General features: G+C 70.6%; 20 protein-coding genes and 2 pseudogenes. 12 read left to right on the forward strand and 10 right to left on the reverse strand.

The genetic code is table 11. The features are described from left to right. Nucleotides 1-55: 55 nt before the first annotated feature. On the forward strand, nucleotides 56-871 hold the full coding sequence (locus OG206_RS30185) for a VanZ family protein (protein ID WP_327121688.1): 816 nt from the start codon (nucleotides 56-58) through the stop codon (nucleotides 869-871). Nucleotides 872-920: 49 nt separating this feature from the next. On the opposite strand, the gene OG206_RS30190 is transcribed toward OG206_RS30185, so the two are convergent. Then, on the reverse strand, nucleotides 921-2681 hold the full coding sequence (locus OG206_RS30190) for a glycoside hydrolase family 6 protein (protein ID WP_327121690.1): 1761 nt from the start codon (nucleotides 2679-2681) through the stop codon (nucleotides 921-923). A 671-nt stretch (nucleotides 2682-3352) separates the two neighbouring features. Between OG206_RS30190 and OG206_RS30195 the strand changes: the two genes are divergently transcribed. The 4 genes from OG206_RS30195 to OG206_RS30210 all read left to right on the forward strand — a co-directional run bounded on the left by OG206_RS30195 (nucleotide 3353) and on the right by OG206_RS30210 (nucleotide 6368). Further along, on the forward strand, nucleotides 3353-4066 hold the full coding sequence (locus OG206_RS30195; RefSeq protein WP_327121692.1) for a DUF4230 domain-containing protein: 714 nt from the start codon (nucleotides 3353-3355) through the stop codon (nucleotides 4064-4066). Between the two features lie 90 nt (nucleotides 4067-4156). Further along, entirely contained in the window at nucleotides 4157-4594 is a 438-nt protein-coding gene (locus OG206_RS30200) for a nuclear transport factor 2 family protein (RefSeq protein ID WP_327121693.1), read from the forward strand. Nucleotides 4595-4766: 172 nt separating this feature from the next. Next, nucleotides 4767-5774 carry an alpha/beta fold hydrolase gene (locus tag OG206_RS30205; RefSeq protein ID WP_327121695.1) on the forward strand — a complete coding sequence of 336 codons (1008 nt, stop codon included), beginning with the start codon at nucleotides 4767-4769 and terminating at the stop codon, nucleotides 5772-5774. 87 nt (nucleotides 5775-5861) lie between these two features. After that, on the forward strand, nucleotides 5862-6368 hold the full coding sequence (locus tag OG206_RS30210; RefSeq protein ID WP_327121697.1) for a mycothiol transferase: 507 nt from the start codon (nucleotides 5862-5864) through the stop codon (nucleotides 6366-6368). On the opposite strand, the gene OG206_RS30215 is transcribed toward OG206_RS30210, so the two are convergent. Beyond that, nucleotides 6365-7171 carry an AraC family transcriptional regulator gene (locus OG206_RS30215; protein WP_327121699.1) on the reverse strand — a complete coding sequence of 269 codons (807 nt, stop codon included), beginning with the start codon at nucleotides 7169-7171 and terminating at the stop codon, nucleotides 6365-6367. The two genes, OG206_RS30210 and OG206_RS30215, sit on opposite strands and share 4 nt — an antisense overlap. An 85-nt stretch (nucleotides 7172-7256) precedes the next feature. Between OG206_RS30215 and OG206_RS30220 the strand changes: the two genes are divergently transcribed. Both OG206_RS30220 and OG206_RS30225 read left to right on the forward strand, forming a co-directional pair. After that, nucleotides 7257-7688 carry a DUF2000 domain-containing protein gene (locus tag OG206_RS30220; protein ID WP_327121702.1) on the forward strand — a complete coding sequence of 144 codons (432 nt, stop codon included), beginning with the start codon at nucleotides 7257-7259 and terminating at the stop codon, nucleotides 7686-7688. A gap of 123 nt (nucleotides 7689-7811) precedes the next feature. Next, the gene (locus tag OG206_RS30225) at nucleotides 7812-8099 is read left to right on the forward strand and encodes a hypothetical protein (protein ID WP_327121704.1); all 288 of its coding nucleotides are present in this window, start codon (nucleotides 7812-7814) and stop codon (nucleotides 8097-8099) included. A 16-nt stretch (nucleotides 8100-8115) separates the two neighbouring features. On the opposite strand, the gene OG206_RS30230 is transcribed toward OG206_RS30225, so the two are convergent. The 4 genes and pseudogenes from OG206_RS30230 to OG206_RS30245 form a co-directional block, all read right to left on the reverse strand. Then, a complete protein-coding gene (locus tag OG206_RS30230) occupies nucleotides 8116-8550 on the reverse strand; it encodes a protein-tyrosine phosphatase family protein (protein WP_327121706.1) in 435 nt (144 codons plus the stop codon). A 202-nt stretch (nucleotides 8551-8752) separates the two neighbouring features. Next, nucleotides 8753-9700: a 1-phosphofructokinase gene (gene pfkB, locus OG206_RS30235; RefSeq protein ID WP_327121708.1), complete on the reverse strand. Its 948-nt coding sequence runs from the start codon at nucleotides 9698-9700 to the stop codon at nucleotides 8753-8755. Then, nucleotides 9697-10023 (reverse strand): annotated as a pseudogene (locus tag OG206_RS30240) (D-beta-D-heptose 1-phosphate adenosyltransferase); the annotation flags it as partial. The gene pfkB and the pseudogene OG206_RS30240, both read right to left, overlap by 4 nt. A gap of 182 nt (nucleotides 10024-10205) precedes the next feature. Continuing rightward, a complete protein-coding gene (locus OG206_RS30245; RefSeq protein ID WP_327121710.1) occupies nucleotides 10206-10460 on the reverse strand; it encodes a DUF6296 family protein in 255 nt (84 codons plus the stop codon). A 275-nt stretch (nucleotides 10461-10735) separates the two neighbouring features. On the opposite strand from OG206_RS30245, the gene OG206_RS30250 reads away from it, so the two are divergent. Further along, nucleotides 10736-10990 (forward strand): DUF5133 domain-containing protein, encoded by a 255-nt coding sequence (locus OG206_RS30250; protein ID WP_327121713.1) that lies wholly within the window; start codon nucleotides 10736-10738, stop codon nucleotides 10988-10990. 226 nt (nucleotides 10991-11216) lie between these two features. Further along, nucleotides 11217-12032: a PepSY domain-containing protein gene (locus tag OG206_RS30255; RefSeq protein ID WP_327121715.1), complete on the forward strand. Its 816-nt coding sequence runs from the start codon at nucleotides 11217-11219 to the stop codon at nucleotides 12030-12032. Between the two features lie 157 nt (nucleotides 12033-12189). Here OG206_RS30255 and OG206_RS30260 read toward each other — a convergent pair whose 3' ends face one another. Then, nucleotides 12190-12699, reverse strand: a complete 510-nt coding sequence (locus tag OG206_RS30260) for a GNAT family N-acetyltransferase (protein WP_327121716.1) — start codon at nucleotides 12697-12699, stop codon at nucleotides 12190-12192. Between the two features lie 201 nt (nucleotides 12700-12900). On the opposite strand from OG206_RS30260, the gene OG206_RS30265 reads away from it, so the two are divergent. Continuing rightward, on the forward strand, nucleotides 12901-13989 hold the full coding sequence (locus OG206_RS30265; protein ID WP_327121718.1) for a hypothetical protein: 1089 nt from the start codon (nucleotides 12901-12903) through the stop codon (nucleotides 13987-13989). 176 nt (nucleotides 13990-14165) lie between these two features. Then, complete coding sequence (locus OG206_RS30270; protein WP_327121720.1) at nucleotides 14166-14933, forward strand: NPP1 family protein; 768 nt, start codon at nucleotides 14166-14168, stop codon at nucleotides 14931-14933. A 57-nt stretch (nucleotides 14934-14990) separates the two neighbouring features. Here OG206_RS30270 and OG206_RS30275 read toward each other — a convergent pair whose 3' ends face one another. Then, complete coding sequence (locus tag OG206_RS30275) at nucleotides 14991-15422, reverse strand: VOC family protein (protein ID WP_327121722.1); 432 nt, start codon at nucleotides 15420-15422, stop codon at nucleotides 14991-14993. A gap of 277 nt (nucleotides 15423-15699) precedes the next feature. On the opposite strand from OG206_RS30275, the gene OG206_RS30280 reads away from it, so the two are divergent. Continuing rightward, the gene (locus OG206_RS30280; protein WP_327121724.1) at nucleotides 15700-15966 is read left to right on the forward strand and encodes a hypothetical protein; all 267 of its coding nucleotides are present in this window, start codon (nucleotides 15700-15702) and stop codon (nucleotides 15964-15966) included. 229 nt (nucleotides 15967-16195) lie between these two features. Here OG206_RS30280 and OG206_RS30285 read toward each other — a convergent pair whose 3' ends face one another. Together OG206_RS30285 and OG206_RS30290 are read right to left on the reverse strand one after the other, a co-directional pair. Further along, a complete protein-coding gene (locus OG206_RS30285) occupies nucleotides 16196-16576 on the reverse strand; it encodes a hypothetical protein (RefSeq protein WP_327121726.1) in 381 nt (126 codons plus the stop codon). A gap of 87 nt (nucleotides 16577-16663) precedes the next feature. Then, nucleotides 16664-16831 (reverse strand): annotated as a pseudogene (locus OG206_RS30290) (GNAT family N-acetyltransferase); the annotation flags it as partial. Nucleotides 16832-16886: the final 55 nt, after the last annotated feature.

Genomic DNA, 16886 nt, shown 5'->3' on the forward strand with positions numbered 1-16886 from the left:
TGGTCGCATCCGAACCGTGGGTGTGCGGAACAGGGTTGGGGGCATCAGTTCCGCCATGACAGCAGAGGCGGATCGTAGTACACGACGCAGAAGCGTGGGACGCCTTCTGCTGCGCGCAGCAGTACTGGCTGCCGCATTCCTGGCACTGGTGGCGTTCTCGGTCGTCCTGGCGAAGGTGACACTGACACCGTCCCCGGCCTCCGAGGACATCGTGACGTCCAACATGAAGCCGGGACGCTCCATCCGGCAGTACGCCGAGGACTACACCTTCCTCGCGGCGTGCAAGCAGGCCGGCGGGAACATCCTGCTCGGCACGCCCTTCGGGGTACTCCTGCCGATCCTGGTGCCCCGGCGCCTCAGGATGCTGCGGATGACCCTGCTGACCGTGCTGGTCATGGCGGTCGTGGAGCTCACGCAGGGTGCCCTGGTCGCCGGACGGGCCTTCGACATCGACGACGTGATCCTCAATACGACCGGCGCGCTGCTCGGCTACCTGGTGGTGGGCCGGCGCATCAGCCACCGCTACCACGCGCTGGCGGACGCACCGGTCGCGCCGGACGAGGGGAAGACCGAACCTCGCACGCCGGCGAAGGCGGCGCGGTCCGGCGCATCGGACGGCGATGCCGGTGGAGGGTCGAAGCCCGGGTTCATGGGCAGGTTCCGAGGTGCGGGGCGCGGGGCGGAAGGCAAGACGGGGACGGCGGCCCCGCGGACGAAGTCCGGCGTCGCGGCGAAGCCCGGGTCGCGGCCCGTCGCGCGGCGGAGCGCGCCCGCGTCGGCCGCTCGCGGACGCGCCCTGTTCGACAAGGTGCGCGGTCGTCGGGAGAACCCGGGCGGGGGTGCGCCCGGACCCCGCCGACGCGGAGCGTAGGGACTCGCGTCCGGATCAGGCCGGCCCGGCCTGATCCGGACGAAGGACCCTAGAGTGCCGGGTGGGCGTTCTTCATGAGCTCCTGGAACTGGGCCGAGAACCACTTGCCGGAGACCGGAGCGTCGGGCAGCGCCCCTGACAGGTTGTTTCCGTTGCGGGCGTTACCCGTGTAGGTCGGGTCGCACATCCGGTCGAACCCCTTGCCCTCGTTGTTCGGAATCTCCTTGCTGGAGCCGTCCGATTCCCCCGGGGGCTTCATCCACACGTACGCGTCGATCCCTGCCGCCGGGGCCGCCTTCGGCCGTTCGCCGAGGCCGGCTCCGGCCTGGTTGCACCAGTTCCCGAGGTGGATGCGGCGGTCGTACCGGCCGCCGTTCACATAGGTGTCGACGCTGGTGGTGGCACCCGGTGCGGTCGGCCGGTTCGCACCGCCCCAGCCGTTGCGAGAGGTGTCGATCAGCATGCCGATGCCGATGCCGGAGTCGAAGCCGACGGAGACGAGCTTGGTGCGGAATGCCTGCGCGAAGGACTGCTCGTCCGTGTAGCGGTTCCAGTCGACCCATTTCGACTGGCGTACGGACGTGCCGTTGACGGAGTCGTCGATGGTGAAGTTGGTTTCCTTGGTGGCTCCGTAGTTCGCGGTGTTGACGATGAAGCCGTGTACGTCGTCGACGGTCGCGCCCTCCGACGTGGCCGCGATCTTGAAGGTGTCGGCCGAGGGGCCGAAGTTGTCGTCCCAGCCGATCCAGCCGTGGTGCCCGGCGTCGATGTAGTTGTAGACGTTGGGCGCGTCGCCCAGCTTGTTCAGCGCGTAGCCGACGCCCTTCTCGTAGTTGCCGTTGGCCTTCATGACGTCACAGGCCGGGGTAGCGGTCGGGCGGCTGCCGGTGTTGGTGACCAGGTTGGGCAGGGAGTCGATCTCCACCGTCGTGACGATGCGCAGGCCTGCGTACTGCGAGTCGGCCAGGATCGCCGCGATGGGGTCGATGTACTCGGTCTTGTAGCGTCCGATCTCCGTGGGGCCGAGCTCGCCGTTGGACGCGAGCGCCGCGCAGTCCCGTCCCGGCAGGTTGTAGATGACGAGCTGCACGACGAGTTCGCCGGACCCCTTCTGGGCCAGGGCCGCGTCGAGGTGGTCGCGCAGGCCCATTCCGCCGTCGGTGCCCTCGATGGCGGCGATGCGGTCGAGCCAGACGCCGGTCGGCTGGTTGGCCACCCGGCTGCCCCCCGGTTCGGCGGCTGCCTTCGCCGACCACTCCGGGTTCACGTAGACCTTGGCGCCCTCGTACGGGTTGTTGACGCGGCTGCCTGCGGGCGGGTCGGTGGGCGGGTCCGTGGGGTCGGTCGGATCCGTCGGGTCGGTCGCCCCACCGTTGCAGGTCACGCCGTTCAGTTTGAAGGCCGCCGGCACGGTGCTGTTGCCGTCGCCCGTCGAGTTGAAACCGAAGGAGGCGGAGCCGCCGGTGGCGAGGGTGCCGTTGTAGGAGAGGCTCTTCGCGGTGACGGCGGCGCCGGTCTGCGCGATGGTGGCGTTCCAGCCCTGACTGACACTCTCGCTGCCGGCGAAGGACCATTCCAGCTGCCAGCTGGACACCGCAGCACCGTTGTTCGTCACGCTCACCGCAGCGGTGAGGCCGCCGTTCCACTGGTTCTGGATCTTGTAGTCGACCGTGCAGCCGGCCGCTGCGGCGGCCGTGGCTCCGAAGGGGACCGCCGCGGCGGCGGAGCCTGCGGCTGCGGCGACGAGGGTTCCCGCCGCTATGAGCGCCATTCTGGACCGGCGCAGGTTGGTGCGGCTCGTGCGGCTCATACGAGTTCCGTTTCCTCAGCTGTCGAGGGCGCGCGGATGTCCGCGCAGCCCGATTGCGTACGGGTGGGTTACGTCGTAGTCGCTGATCAAGGACGGGTGGGGAGCGTCCCAGGTGCTCCGGTTCCGTCCGGTGGTGAGGTGGCGAAGCGCGGCGGCCGTCGAACCGCCCCGCACCGGGTGCGATGTGGGTGCGTCGGTGGGCTCAACCCGAGCGGCGGCCAACCGGGACTGCCAGTCGGGAAGTTGATCGGAAGTCGCCCCGGTGTGTCGAGCCGCTGGGCCGGCCACAGGTGCGGGAAGTGCCGTGGCTGTCGAAGTAATTCGACTCTTCACGTCTCTTGACTCCTCTATTTTCCGTCCCCATGCTGGGAGCGCTCCCACTGGTTCAAGGCCTGTGCTCGACCCGCACACCCCCACGTCGCCGAGCCGCGAGGAGGCACCGCGCATGCCATCGGGACGCGCACGAAGAACCTGGTTACCGCGTCGGACCCGGGTGCCGGCATTCGACTCCGCCTGGCCACGGCCAAGGCGCTGCTCCACGAAAGGGCTCCACCCGTCCGGGGGCAGGACGCCGGCTCCGGCCGAGCCCGAAACCCCGCCCCCGTACAGGAATTGACGTAGTCGTGACCGTTCGGCGGAGTGAAATCGCCGGACCGGGTCACATGTAAGGAATGACGTCCACTGACGTAAGGACAGACAGCACAGGCGATCCCGGCCAGGGCAGTGCGCCCCGGCGCCGCGCACGGACGCGGGGATGCCTGCCGTTCGCCGGGGTGGTCGCCGCGGCGCTGGTCCTGCTGCTCCTGGGCAGCAAGCTCAGCCTGCTTCCGGGGTTCGGCGACCTCTTCGGAGAGAAGACCAACGACCGGTCGGGTCCCGCAGTGCTCAAGTCCATCCAGGACATGAGCGCGTACGAGGCCGCCTCCGGCAACTTCCAGGTGGTCGTCGACCTGGAGAAGGACGCCAAGTACCTGCCCGACGCCATCCGCGGCACGCGCACCCTGTACGTCGGCGCGGGCACCGTCGGAGCATCCGTCGACCTCGGCCAGGTCGGCGAGAACGGCGTGACGGTCAACAAGGAACGGACCACGGCCGAGCTCCGGCTGCCGCATGCGGTCCTGGGCAAGCCCGCCCTGGATCCGGACCGTTCCTACGCGGTGTCCAAGCAGCGCGGCTTCCTTGACCGGCTGGGCGACTTCTTCTCCGACAACCCGGGCAGCGAGCAGGCGGTCAACAAGCTCGCGGCCAAGCACATCGGGGAGGCGGCCGAGGAGAGCGGCCTCACGAAGCGGGCGGAGAAGAACACCACGTCGATGCTCCAGGGCCTGCTCGGCTCGCTCGGGTTCGAGAAGGTCACCGTCACCTACGTCGACTCACCCGCCTGACCCCCCGTGGGGCGGACGGGAGGTCCTGCGGCACACTCACCGGAACGCACCGGCCGTACCGTCGGCCGGCAGAGCCGGGGAGTGACGACCATGAGCGCCGAGACCGCCGAACGTTTCAGGGCCGCCGTCGAGAAGCACGATCCGGCAGCCCTCGAAGAGCTGTTCACCGAGGACGTCCGCCTCTTCAGCCCGGTGAAGTTCACTCCGTTCGAGGGCCGGCCGATGGTGCTCGGTCTCTTCGGTGTGCTCCTGCGCACCTTCGAGGACTTCCGCTACATCGGGCAGTTCGAGGGGGAGGCGCTCACCAGCGCCGAGGAGTCCGAGGAACCCTCGGAGATCCTGCTGTTCAAGGCATCGGTGAACGGCAAGGCCATCCACGGTATCGACCTGCTCCAGTTCGCGGAGGACGGCCGGATCAAGGAGTTCACGGTGATGGTCCGCCCGATGTCCGCCGTGCAGGCACTGGGTGAGGCCGTCCTGAAGGGGCTCGCCGCCGACGGTCTCGTACCGGACCCGGCCGCGGGCTGAGACCACCGGTGTGCCCGGTCCGGGAGGCCTCCGGGCCGGGCGCTGCCGTGCCCGCCACCTCTTCGGGCGGGACCACGGCCCGGTTTGCCGTAACGGCAAGTTGCCTTGTCCAGGACGTGCCGCCCGCCGAATGATGGTCCGGCAGACGCGCCCCGGGAACACGAGGAGAACCATGCCGCAGCCCGTCCCCGCCGCCGAGCCCTCCAGCGCCGTCCCCGGGGCGGTCCACCGCCTGGTGGACGTCCCCGGCGGCCGGATCCACCTCCTGGAACAGGGGACCGGCCCGCTCGTGCTCATGATCCACGGCTTCCCCGAGACGTCGTACTCCTGGCGTCACCAGCTCCCGGCCGTCGCCGCGGCGGGCTACCGCGCGGTCGCCCTCGACGTACGCGGCTACGGGCGCTCCTCGGCCCCTCACTCCGTGGACGCCTACCGCATGACGGCCCACGTCGCCGACAACGTCGGCGTCGTGCACGCACTCGGGGAGGAGACGGCGACGGTGGTGGGCCATGACTGGGGCTCGCCCATCGCCGCCAACAGTGCGCTGCTCCGCCCCGACGTGTTCACCGCGGTGGGCATGCTCAGCGTCCCCTACGCGCCCTGGAACCCGGTCAGGCCCACCGACGGGTTCGCACGCATTGGTGGCGACGAGGAGTTCTACGTCAGTTACTTCCAGGAACCGGGCCGCGCCGAGGCGGAGATCGACCCCGACGTACGGGGTTGGCTCGCCGGCTTCTACACCTCGCTGTCCGGCGACACGATGGCGGTGCCCGGCGCCCCGAGCCCCTTCTTCGTGCCCGCCGGAGCGTCCATGCGGGACCGGTTCACCGGCGGCGCCCTGCCCTCGTGGCTGAGCGACGAGGACCTGGAGGTGTACAGCGCAGACTTCGGCAGGACCGGCCTGACCGGCGCCCTCAACCGCTACCGCAACGTGGACCGGGACTGGGAGGACCTCTCGGTCTGGGCGGGGGCCCCACTCAAGAGTCCCGCGCTCTTCATCGGAGGCGGCCTCGACTCCTCGACGACCTGGATGGCAGACGCGATCGCGGCCTACCCCACCACGCTGCCCGGCCTGATCTCCTCCCACATCATCGAGGGAGCCGGACACTGGATCCAGCAGGAGCGTGCCGCGGAGGTCAACGCGCTCCTGACCAAGTGGCTCCACACGGTGCACGCCTGATCCGCCCGCCGTGCGATGCGGCCCGCCACCCGGGCCGGCCGCGTGTCGCACTCCTGGTGCCGTGCACGGACCGGTCATGGTGGCTGGATGAACTGTGCAGGGCTTCTCGCCGACGCGTTCGAACGCATTCATGAGACGGTGCACGCCGCCGTCGAGGGACTTCCCCCCGAGGACCTCAACGCCAGGCTCGACGAGGGGGCGAACTCGATCGCCTGGCTCGTCTGGCACCTCACACGTGTCCAGGACGACCACATCGCCGACGCGGCGGGGACGGAGCAGCTCTGGTTCCAGGACTGGGGCCGCCGCTTCGATCTGCCACTGGAGAGGGGCTCGACCGGCTACGGCCACACCAGCGCGCAGGTGGCTTCGGTGCGGGTGACGTCGGGCGACCTCCTCCTCGGGTACTTCGACGCCGTGCACGAGCGGACCATGGCATTCGTGAGGGATCTGGACGGCCATGCTCTGGACCGGGTCGTGGACGAGGCGTGGTCGCCGCCCGTCACCCTGGGCGTGCGGCTGGTCAGCGTCATCTCCGACGACCTGCAGCATGCCGGGCAAGCGGCCTTCGTCCGGGGTTCGCTGCAGCGCCGCTAGAGGGCCGCTGCGCCCCCGCGCGCGTAGTGCCCCGGACTCGTACCCACCACTCGCTTGAAGTGCCGGGAGAAGTGCGACTGGTCGTAGAACCCCGCCGCGGCTGCCACGTCGGGTGCGCGCATGCCCCCGAGCAGCAGTCGCCGGGACAGGTCCACACGGCGACCCGTCAGGTACTGATGCGGAGCCATGCCGAACTCGCGGCTGAACGTCCGTACCAGATGGGCGTGATGGCAGTGGAGGCGCTCGGCCGCCTCGCGGAGGGCGAGTCCCTCCACGACGTGCTGGTCGAGCAGGTCACGCAGCGCGTGCGCGACTCCGCGGTCGGATACCCGGGGCCGCACGCCGAGTTCGTCGCGCAGATGTCCGGCGAGGCGTTCGCGGACGAGGGCGAGTCGGCTCTGCGCCTCGAGTTCGTCGCCGGGCCGTTCGAGGGTGCGGTGGAGCTGGTGCACCCGGTGCCGCAGTGGCGGATCGTGCAGCACCGGCCGGTCCACCGCGCGGCCGACGAGGTCCGCGTCGATCTGCCCGGTGTGCAGGTACAGGACGCGCTTGCGGAATCCCGCGGGGGTCACGGCGCCCCCGTTGTGCGGGACGTGCGGAGGCAGCAGGGTCACGACCGAGCTGGGCGCTCCGTGCTCATGACGGTCGAGGTCGTAGCGGACCACGCCCTCGTCGACGATCAGGAGCGTCCAGGCGTCGTGCGTGTGCATGGGGTAGGAGTGGTCCGCGAAGTGCGCGTGGAAGACCTCGTCGATCCCCTCGACCCGCGGACGCCACGCGGTGATGTCCGGACGTGCACCCATGCGTGCACCTTACAGAGGGCGGCCGGTCGCCCATGACGCAAATTTCGTACAAGACCCACACCGTGCGGCCGGGCAGCCTGTCCGCATGACCGATGACAACGCACCCGTACGCTTCGAGACCAGGATCGCGGTACTGCTCCGCGACGACCTGGAGACCTGGCAGCGCCTGAACGTCACCGCTTTCCTGGTGAGCGGTCTCGGCACGCAGGTTCCCGAGGTGATCGGCGAACCGTACGCCGACGCCGACGACACCCCTTACCTGCCCATGTTCCGCCAGCCCGTCCTCGTGTTCGCCGGATCCAAGGAACTGCTCACCAGCGCGCACACCAGGGCGGTGAGCCGCGGGGCGGCTCTGGCCGTGTTCACCTCCGACCTGTTCTCGACCGGCCACGACAAGGCCAACAGGGCGGCCGTCCGGGCCGTTCCGCGAGGCGGGCTGGATCTGGTGGGACTGGCCGTGTACGGGCCGCGGAACGCCGTCGACAAGATCCTCAAGGGCGCGTCCATGCATCCCTGACCGGCATCGCCGCGTCACCGGCCGGATACTCACGGGCACACCCGTGCGAGTGAACGTTCCCGGTGCCATACTCGAAAGCAGTCCGCTAGACAGGCTTGTCACCGTCCCGAAAGGCGACGCGTCATGAACTGGGCATCGTGGACCACCCTCGGTGTCTTCGCGGGAACCGGCGGAGTGCGCACCGAAGAGGTAGGTGTCGTGAGCGGTGATCTGACCGTGCACACGACTTGGACCGAAGGGCAGGCAGAGGTCGCCGTGCAGTTCAGCGGCGCCTCGGACTGGTTCACACTGGCCGGGAGCCCGGTGCCGTGTCCTTCCGAGGAAGCCAGCCGGTCATTCCATCAGAGCGTCGTCGAGGCGGTGCGCGCCGGCGGCGGAGCCACGGTTCCGGTTCCGCACACGGTCGAGTGACCTCCGCACCACGACATCAGCTGCCTGCGAAGCCGCGCACGTAGCGTCGCTGCCAGGGAGTCTCCACAGCCCTGGGGTGGTAGGCGCGGCGGACGAACGCGACCGCGTCCGCCGCCGGGACCCCGTCCAGCACGGCCAGGCAGGCGAGGGCCGTGCCGGTCCTTCCGCGCCCGCCCCAGCAGGCGAACTCCACTCGTTCCGCCGCGGCCCGGGCCCACGCCTCCTCCAGTGCGGCGCGGGCCGCCCGTCTGTCAGCAGGAAGGCGGAAGTCCGGCCAGCGCACCCACCGCGACTCCCAGGTGACCGCGGGCGGCGGTCCGCCGAGGAGGACTACGGCGAAGGCCGGTACCGGCCCCTCCGGCAGGGGGCGCCTCAGACCACGTCCGCGGACGAGCCGTCCCGAGGGAAGCGTCATCACCCCTGCGCCGGCGGGGTCCCAGGTCTGCTCCACGCTCAGTCCTTCCGGTCGAGATCCGTTGCGAGAAGGGTAGCCAGCACCTCCACGCCTCGGGCGCGTCTTCGCCTTGGCGGGACAGCACCAGCGGAACCCGAACCGGGGGCAGGTCGAGCACCGACAGCACGCTCCTGGTGTCCACGGGATCGCGCCCTCGTCGGGGGCGGGAACGTCGTCCGGCCGGACGGTGGCGGGGTTTTCACGGGGCCTGCTGCTTCAGGACCAGGTCCACGGGGATGTCGGCGCTGACGGTCACCGCCGAGGGATCGAGATCGGCCGGCGACGGCATGACGCTTCCGGGCAGCCGCACGGCCGCGGCTCCGTGGGCGACAGCGGCGGCGAGCGCCGTCCTGCCCGTGCCGCCGGCGGCGAGGAACCCCGCGAGTGACGCGTCTCCCGCCCCGACGTCGCTGCGTACGGCAGGCACGTGGGCGGCGGCGAAGAAGGCTCCGGACGGTTCCACCAGCAACTGACCCGCGGCGCCCAGGCTTGCGAGCACGGAGCGCGCTCCGCGCCCGCACAGCTCCCGCGCCGCCCCGAGTGCGTCACCGACCGTCGTGAGGGGACGGCCCACGGCCTCGGCGAGCTCCTCCGTGTTCGGCTTCACCACGTCGGGCTGTTCGCCCAGGGCGGCGGAGAGCGCCGCGCCCGAGGTGTCGAGGGCGATCCGTACTCCGGCACGGTGGCTGCGGGAGACCAGTTCGGCGTACCAGCGCGACGGCAGTCCACGGGGCAGGCTCCCGCAGCAGGCGATCCAGTCCGCGCCGGCCGACCGGTCCCGGACGGTGTCGAGCAGCCGCCCGGCCTCGGCCGGGGTGATCTCGGGCCCCGGCGCGTTGACCTTGGTGAGAGTGCCGTCGGGTTCGACAAGGGTGATGTTGACCCGGGTGCTGCCGGAGATCTCCACGCCGGCGGCCTCGACGCCGTGTTCACCGAGCAGCCGGGCGAGCAGCGCACCCTCGGGCCCGCCGAGCGGCGCGACGGCGACGGTGCGGTGTCCGGCCGCCGCGACGGCGCGCGAGACGTTGACCCCCTTACCGCCGGGATCGACGCGGTCCGAGGCTGCGCGCAGGACGGCGCCGCGGACGAGCCCGGGCAGCTCGTAGGTGCGGTCCAGGCTCGGGTTGGGCGTGACGGTCACGATCATGCGCGTACTACTTCCGTGCCCAGGTTCTCGATGGCCCGGGCGTCCTCGGGGCTCAGCCCCGTATCGGTGATCAGCAGGTCCACGTGGGAGAGATCGCCGAACCTGGCGAAGTGCCTCTGACCGTATTTTCCGGAGTCGGCGAGAAGCACCACCCTCCGGGCGGCCGCGATCACCGTACGCTTCACGGCGGCCTCGGCCAGGTCCGGCGTGGTCAGGCCCCCCTCGGGCGAGAAGCCGTCGGTGGCGAGGACCACGATGTCCGCGTTGATCTCGGAGTACGCGCTCAGCGCCCAGGCGTCGCGTCGACGCGGCCGCTCTCGCCCGCGATACGGAGGATCTCTTGCTGCCGCTCCGGTGCGTACATGTGGATATGTTTCCGTCTCATGCCCGAGTCTGTGGTTTCATCGGCAGGCTACGGCCATGAATCGCTGAAGTAAACGTAATCGGACGACGAGTGGGCGTGAACGGAACTCCGGGGCCTCACCACGCAGATGCCGGACGTGCGTCAGTCGGTGCCGGGTCCCGCCGCTCCGTGGCTCAGCGGGCGGGCGAGCAGCGGAACCCCAAGGACCTGGTGACCTCCGCTGGCCTGCATGCGCACCTCGCCGCGTTCGCTGATCTCGGCACGCACGATGCCCGTCTCGTCCGCGTAGACCGGGTAGCCACCCGCGCCGGAACGTGCCGTCAGATGGACGATCACCACGTCGTCAGTGGCGCCCGCCGCCTGGAAGATGAGTTCGTAACTCTCCGGATACTCCATGTCGACCTCCGCCCGGGCTCGTGCGGCAGCCGCCGGCCCGTCACTCCCATTGTTTCTCACCCGGGAGCACGACGCTCGGGGGAGAACGGCCGTGTGACCCTCGGTGATTGCGGATGCGGAATGGGTGAGCCCGGGCGACCATCGTCTGCAAGGGCTCGGACGCGTGCTGTCGCTTCGCACGGCCGCCCACGGCGCCAGGCGGAACCGCCGGCGCGATCGGTTTTCGTCGGCGCGGGGCCCACGGGCTCCCGGCCGCCCCGTGGAGAGGAACTGCCGTGCTGATGGCCAATCCCGCAACGCTGCGAAATCTCGTCAAGCGCTACGAGACGGCGCGAAGCGCCCATGCACGGCTGGGTACTTCCGAGAGCGGCCGCACCCTCGAGGACGTCTCGTACACCCTCTGTGTCACCACCGGGACGAGGACCGTCCCCGACGCCCTCGCGGTCGCCGCCGCACAGCTGCGCCCGTTGACACCGGCGGGATCTCTGGGTACGGCGGCGGCGCCTTCCGAGGTGCAGTTGACCGCCTGAGGCGCTGTGCGGACCGCGCGGTGACGCCCGGACCCGCAGTGGCAGGTACTTCGCCTTCCGGCCCCATGATGACGCCGCTCCCTCCGGACCGGCGTCATCGGTGTGTCCGGAGGTCTCCGGCCCTCCGGTGTACGGCCACGGCGAATGGGCGGACGGGGCCGTCGATCGGGTGACACCCGCCGGTGGGACAACATGACTGTTCGCCGGGGCGGCTAGGCATGCGGGTATGAGATTCGAGACCCGTCGCACTATGACCGTTTCCTCGCGCACGCGCCGGCTCCGCGTCGTCGGCGTCCTGAGCGTCGCCCTTGCTGCCACCCTCGTGACCGGCTGCGGGCAGGAGAGCGGTGACAAGACCGCCGCCGAGACCTCCGAGGCCGCGAAGGTTCTTCCGAAGCAGACGACGAGTCCTTCCGGCAGTGTCAGCCCCTCCGGGACGGCGCAGCTGACCGAGGACCAGACCAAGCGCAAGGACGTGCTCTCCACCGTCAAGGTCACCTTCGACAAGGCCGCCACGACGGCTGTCGGTGAGGTGTCCGGTGGCAAGCTGACCGACATCGACCTCGAGGGCCTCGACGACGATGACGACTCCAGCGCCAGCCCCAGCCCCGAGGGCAGTGGCAGCGCCAGCCCCAGTGGCAGCGCCAGCCCGAGCGGCTCCGGCAGCCCGAGCCCGAGCGGCAGTTCCACCGACCCGAGGTGGGTCGCGGAGGTCGCCGAGAAGGACGGCACCGCGCACATCGTGACCATCGACGCGGTGACCGGAAGGGTCATCGACTCCGTGCCGGACGCGGATCAGAGCGACTCCGACAAGCAGGAGCTGGCAGGCCGGCTCGCCCAGGCGAAGCAGACGCCCCAGCAGGCGGCCAAGATCGCCACGGACAAGCAGAAGGGCACTGTCACCTCCGTCGCACTCGACGAGAACGACAGCCAGGCCGTTGTCTGGATGGTGGACGTGGTCACCAAGGGCTGGAACAAGGCCACCTTCGACGTGGACGCGGCCACGGGCACGATCACTGACGAGCAGGTCGACGACGACTGACCACCGCACCCCGAACCCATCCAACGGTGGCGGACCGCCTCGCGGTCCGTCACCGTTGTGCGTCACGTCCAGGTCTTCGTCGCCGGGGGCGTCAGGGCGCGGCCGGAGCGGCCCTGGATTCTTCCGTCGGGTCGCGGCCGGAGCGGCTATGGTCCCGTCAGCGCGGGGCTGCGCCGCGGACCGGTTCCGCCAGGTCGCGGTCGAAGCGCAGTCCGGGTTTTCCCATCAGTGCGATCGTCCCGGCCTCCACGAACCCCGTCCGCGCGAGCACCGTCCTGGAGCCCTCGTTGTCACGGGTCGTGCGGGCCGTGAGTCCGATCAGGCCGTACTGGGAGACGGCCAGTTCGCAGACCTCGCGCACCGCGGCAGTGGCCAGGCCCCGTCCGGCGGCCCGCTCGGCGATGCGGTAGCCGAGCTCGGCCGAACCCTCGGCGACGTCCACGAGATTGACACGGCCCAGCACGGCCCCGTCGTCATCCGCCAGGATGTGGAAGTGGTGCATTCCCGCCGCTTGTTCGGCCAGCAACTCGGCGTGACGCGAAGCGAATCCGGTGAAGTACTCGTCGCCCCTGTCGGGAATCGAAGCGGCGAAGTACGCGCGGTTCTCCCGTTCGAAGACGAGCAGCGCCGGAGCGTGATCGGGGCGGAGGCGTTGGAGGGCGGTCATCCGGCGACGATATACACCTGCTGCCGTCGGGGCGTATCGATAATCCGGTGAGGACGCGGCCCCTGGACGTGCTTGCGGCGACGGCCTGCTCGGGGCGTCACGTGCCCGCCCACGTGATCGGCGGAGTGACCTCGCGCCCCCGCACGCGTTGTAGAGGGTGTGCCTCCCTCTTCTTCCCGCTCACCCCATCCTCCTGCGCCCGTGGTCGTGAAGCCCGCCGCCCCTCCTTTTCTGCTGACGCATGATCAAGGGCAGGCGGCACGGACACTGCTGGCCTACGCGAGCGCGCTCCCTCTGAAGGAAGCGGACGCCCAGCTCCTCGCTGTCGTCGTCGCCATCCGTGCGGCGCGGAGCGGCATCGGGAACATCACGGGTCAGGACCTCCGTGCCCTGCGCCTCGCGGACGCCGGGGCGGCGGTGACCGGCCTCTCCGCCCTCGGTTGGCAGGGGCAGGACAGACTGTTGGGGGACGACCTGGTCACTCCCGTGGGGATCGGCGTGCCCGACCTCGCGGGCGGGCCGGAGCGTCGGCTCCCGTTCGGCAAGGTGATGCGCTCCCGGGTGTCGGGCTGGGCAGGCCGGACCATGTCCGCCAAGCCGGTCAAGAAGACCTCGTCCGCGGCCCGGCTGGCCGCGCTCCATCTGGCTGCCCACTGGCCGGCCGACGACTACGGCACGCTCCCCGCAAACCTGCCCGAAGTCTGCCGGGCCGCGTTGCCCGAGCTGATCGCCAAGGGCTTCATCTCGGAACTGGACGGGGAACGGTACCTGTTGGGGGACTCCGTCCGGCATCTGGCGGGGATGCGGCCCCGGCCTGTCGTACCTCCCCGGGCGCGCGAGGAGCCGCCGCCGACCTGGGACGAGTGGAAGGACGGAGTGAGCGTCGCCCTGCGGCGCCACGTCGAGGCCGTCGAAGGCTGCCCCGACTGTGCTCTGTCGACCGCGAGGGTCTCCGAGGCCTTCATGCGCAAGGCGGTTCCCGCCCAGTTCGACGAGAAGGTGCGCGCGGCCTACGGGACATGGGTGGCCGGGCGTCCCGGTCAGGGACCGGAAGCGGCCGAGTTCGCGGCCACGTTCCGCGCGGCACACGGTCACGGGCCCTCGGTCAGGCAACTGTGCAAGGGGCTCGGCTGGGGCAAGATGTCCCGCGAACTGCGCATCTTCGCCGTTCGCCGGCTCGTCGCGGACGAATGGCTGACGAACACCGATCCGGTGCCGTGGACGCTGCGCCCCGGCCGGGCTGCTCAGGGGGGCACGGTCGCCCCGCCTTCGGCTGCGCGGCGCCGCTGACGGTGCTCCGAGGCGGCCCGCGCTCCACGTGATCCTTTCGTCGTGCATCTGACTGTGCATCGGCCGGCCCCGGATCCGTCATCGGACGTTCCGGGGCCGGTGGGGTTCAGGGTGCTTGCTATGGGCATGCCAAGCGTAGCCGCGTGTCCCCGCCACGCGCCGACCCGGAGGATGCAGTGAAAATCAGCGCACCGATCAGCAAGGCCTCGCTCGTCGTCACCAGTGCCCTCGTGCTGGTCATCGGAACCGCCGGCAGCGCGCTCGCCGACCCGCCCGGCGCGCTGCCGGCGAACGCGGACGGGACGGAGCAGACGTTCCAGCCGGCGTTCGACTACGACACGGACGGCTGCTACCCCACACCCGCCATCGGCACCGACGGCACGATAGCCCCCGGACTCAACACCACCGGTGCCGTCAACGGAAGCTGCCGCGACGCGGTCGACCTCGACAACACCAACGGCTACGCCCGCTCGAAGTGCAACAACGGCTGGTGCGCCGTCATGTTCGGGCTCTACTTCGAGAAGGACCAGGCGGTGGCCGGCAGCGGACTCGGCGGACACCGGCACGACTGGGAACACGTCGTGGTGTGGGTACAGAACAACGAAGCCCGCTACGTCTCCACCTCGGCCCACGGCAACTTCAACGTGTACGGCCGCGACGCGATCCGGTGGGACGGGACCCATCCCAAGGTCGTCTATCACAAGGACGGCCTGGGCACGCACTGCTTCCGGCCCGCGAACTCCAACGACGAACCGCCGGAGAACCACTACGGGACGTGGCGCTTCCCCGCGCTCGTGGGCTGGAACGGCTATCCGGCGGGACTGCGTGACCGGCTGAGCCAGGCCGACTTCGGGAGCGCGGTCTTCGGCCTCAAGGACGGCAACTTCAACTACCACCTGGAGAAGGCCAAGCCCGCGGGCATCCCCTTCGACCCCAACGCCTGACCCGCCGGGGCGGGCGGACCCGCACCACCGTGCCCTCTGCCCGCCTCCGACGGTCCGTCAGCGCTCCGCCAGCTCCGACGGAGCCTGCTGGACCACCCAGCCGTTCCCGTCCGGATCGGCGAAGGACATGAACGAGTTCCATGTGTCGCCCGTGCCCTCTTCCCAGCCCGTGGCGCCCACGTGCCTGATCGGGGACACGTCCACCCCCCGGCCGACCAGTTCCTTCCGAGCCGCCTCGATGTCGGTGACACAGACCTGGAGCCCCTGCAACGTGCCGGGAGCCATCACCTTCGCGCCGGGAAGGGCCGGCATGCCCTGGAGCATGGCGATCGAACACCGGGAGCCCGGGGGAGTCAGCTGGATGATCCGCATCCCGGGTGCCACCTCGTCGTCCAGGTCCAGCTTGAAGCCGGCCTTCTCCGTGTAGAACTCCTTCGCGCGGTCCATGTCGGTGACAGGGACCGGAACAACCTCGAGTGTCCAGTTCATGGAGCCTCCTCAGCAGGGCCAGCACACCTGGCCGAACGGATCGTCCTCGGCCGGGCCGGACGTGGCGCAGCGCCACGGCGCGGTCCGGAGAGGTCCACCGTCACCCACGCAGGCGTCTCCGCGCGCCCCGAAACGCCAGCGGGGGCCGCACTGTGACGATTCACCCGCCCTGCGCCCCGCCTGCCGGGGTCTGTTCCCGACCCAGGTACCGCGAGCGACGGTCCCCGGCGCGACCGCTCCACGGAGGACTGTCGGTGGTGGCTGTGATGCTGGGGGCATGGACGAACTGATGAGGCGGCGCGTCTACGGCGCCGACCACGACGACCCCGATCCGGGACCCCGGCCTGGGCACGTCTACGTGGAGTTGGTGGGCGGCCCGCTGGACGGCCTGCTCCTGGACGTCACCGGCTGGTCCGAGGACCGCCTCGCGGTGGGCGCCGCGCTCGGCACGGAGCTGGGTAAATTCGGCTCGGGCGGCCGTGCCGTGTACGGGCCGACCGCTGCGGGACGCGATCGCTGGGCCTGGGAGGCGGACAGCCCCTGAGCCCGGTGCCGATCCGGCGCCACGCCCAGGCGACGAAGTCCCGGAAACAGCCGGCTGCGAGGGCCGGTCCTTCTGGACCGGTTCGTCATGACGGCGAGCCTGGTGCGGCCCGGCCCCGGGTCCCATGCGGCAGGCTCGCCCGCCGACGCGGTGGAGAGCCCCCTGGCCGGCTCTGCGGACCGCACCCGGCTTGCGGCCACCGGTCCATGAGGCCACGGCGGCCGGTCTCTCAGAGCTCGCCCGGCTCGGCCGCGAGGTCCGCATCGCGCATGCCGGGGAGGGCGTAGCCGCCGTACTCGTCCCACGGGACATCGAGGTCGTCCATGTGCACGCGCCATTCCGCATCCGGCAGGGTACGGCGCAACTCGGTGACGGAGCCGAGCACATGGGCGATCACCGGCAGGGCTCGGCCGGGGTGGAACGGCATCTTGGTTGACCCGGCCAGGATGTCGTTCGGCTCACCCCCGCCGTTCTCGTACAGGTACAGGCTTTCCTCGTCCCGGTACGGGAAGGACGACTCACGGGCGGCGACGGTTCGGGCGACGGTGGCCGCCTCGGCATCTGTCAGGGGCGTCGCCCTGCTCGCGGTGTAGTAGAGAGAGACACTCATGACCTGAGCGTAACGACGGGGTACGACACTGCCGACGGGCACCGGACGTCGCGTGCGCCGCGCGCCGGGCGGCACCGGGACGGGGCCTCACACGTCGCGGCGCATGCAGACCCGGGGCCACCGGTCCAGGCCGTGGGCGGCTTCCTGCCGGCGGATCTCCCGCAGTCCGGGACCGAGTTCGTCTTCGGCCGGCGTGCGGAAGCCGCAGCGCCTGTAGTAGGGGACGTCCGTGAACGTGGTGAGGGTCGGCGCGGGCACGCCGGAGGCCACGGCGTGATCCGCGAGACGCTCGGCCCGGCTCGGCCGGCAG

The organism is Streptomyces sp. NBC_01341, from assembly GCF_035946055.1.
Classification (GTDB): Bacteria; Actinomycetota; Actinomycetes; order Streptomycetales; family Streptomycetaceae; genus Streptomyces.

What these genes read in the sequence shown, in the direction of transcription:
- OG206_RS30260 (WP_327121716.1), bottom strand. Translation starts at nt 12,699, where the DNA reads ATGACCGCCCTCCAACGCCTCCGCCCCGATCACGCTCCGGCGCTGCTC.
- OG206_RS30255 (WP_327121715.1), top strand. Translation starts at nt 11,217, where the DNA reads ATGAGATTCGAGACCCGTCGCACTATGACCGTTTCCTCGCGCACGCGC.
- pfkB (WP_327121708.1), bottom strand. Translation starts at nt 9,700, where the DNA reads ATGATCGTGACCGTCACGCCCAACCCGAGCCTGGACCGCACCTACGAG.
- OG206_RS30285 (WP_327121726.1), bottom strand. Translation starts at nt 16,576, where the DNA reads ATGAGTGTCTCTCTCTACTACACCGCGAGCAGGGCGACGCCCCTGACA.
- OG206_RS30225 (WP_327121704.1), top strand. Translation starts at nt 7,812, where the DNA reads ATGAACTGGGCATCGTGGACCACCCTCGGTGTCTTCGCGGGAACCGGC.
- OG206_RS30190 (WP_327121690.1), bottom strand. Translation starts at nt 2,681, where the DNA reads ATGAGCCGCACGAGCCGCACCAACCTGCGCCGGTCCAGAATGGCGCTC.
- OG206_RS30185 (WP_327121688.1), top strand. Translation starts at nt 56, where the DNA reads ATGACAGCAGAGGCGGATCGTAGTACACGACGCAGAAGCGTGGGACGC.
- OG206_RS30215 (WP_327121699.1), bottom strand. Translation starts at nt 7,171, where the DNA reads ATGGGTGCACGTCCGGACATCACCGCGTGGCGTCCGCGGGTCGAGGGG.
- OG206_RS30280 (WP_327121724.1), top strand. Translation starts at nt 15,700, where the DNA reads ATGGACGAACTGATGAGGCGGCGCGTCTACGGCGCCGACCACGACGAC.
- OG206_RS30200 (WP_327121693.1), top strand. Translation starts at nt 4,157, where the DNA reads ATGAGCGCCGAGACCGCCGAACGTTTCAGGGCCGCCGTCGAGAAGCAC.
- OG206_RS30220 (WP_327121702.1), top strand. Translation starts at nt 7,257, where the DNA reads ATGACCGATGACAACGCACCCGTACGCTTCGAGACCAGGATCGCGGTA.
- OG206_RS30275 (WP_327121722.1), bottom strand. Translation starts at nt 15,422, where the DNA reads ATGAACTGGACACTCGAGGTTGTTCCGGTCCCTGTCACCGACATGGAC.
- OG206_RS30205 (WP_327121695.1), top strand. Translation starts at nt 4,767, where the DNA reads ATGCCGCAGCCCGTCCCCGCCGCCGAGCCCTCCAGCGCCGTCCCCGGG.
- OG206_RS30245 (WP_327121710.1), bottom strand. Translation starts at nt 10,460, where the DNA reads ATGGAGTATCCGGAGAGTTACGAACTCATCTTCCAGGCGGCGGGCGCC.
- OG206_RS30210 (WP_327121697.1), top strand. Translation starts at nt 5,862, where the DNA reads ATGAACTGTGCAGGGCTTCTCGCCGACGCGTTCGAACGCATTCATGAG.
- OG206_RS30195 (WP_327121692.1), top strand. Translation starts at nt 3,353, where the DNA reads ATGACGTCCACTGACGTAAGGACAGACAGCACAGGCGATCCCGGCCAG.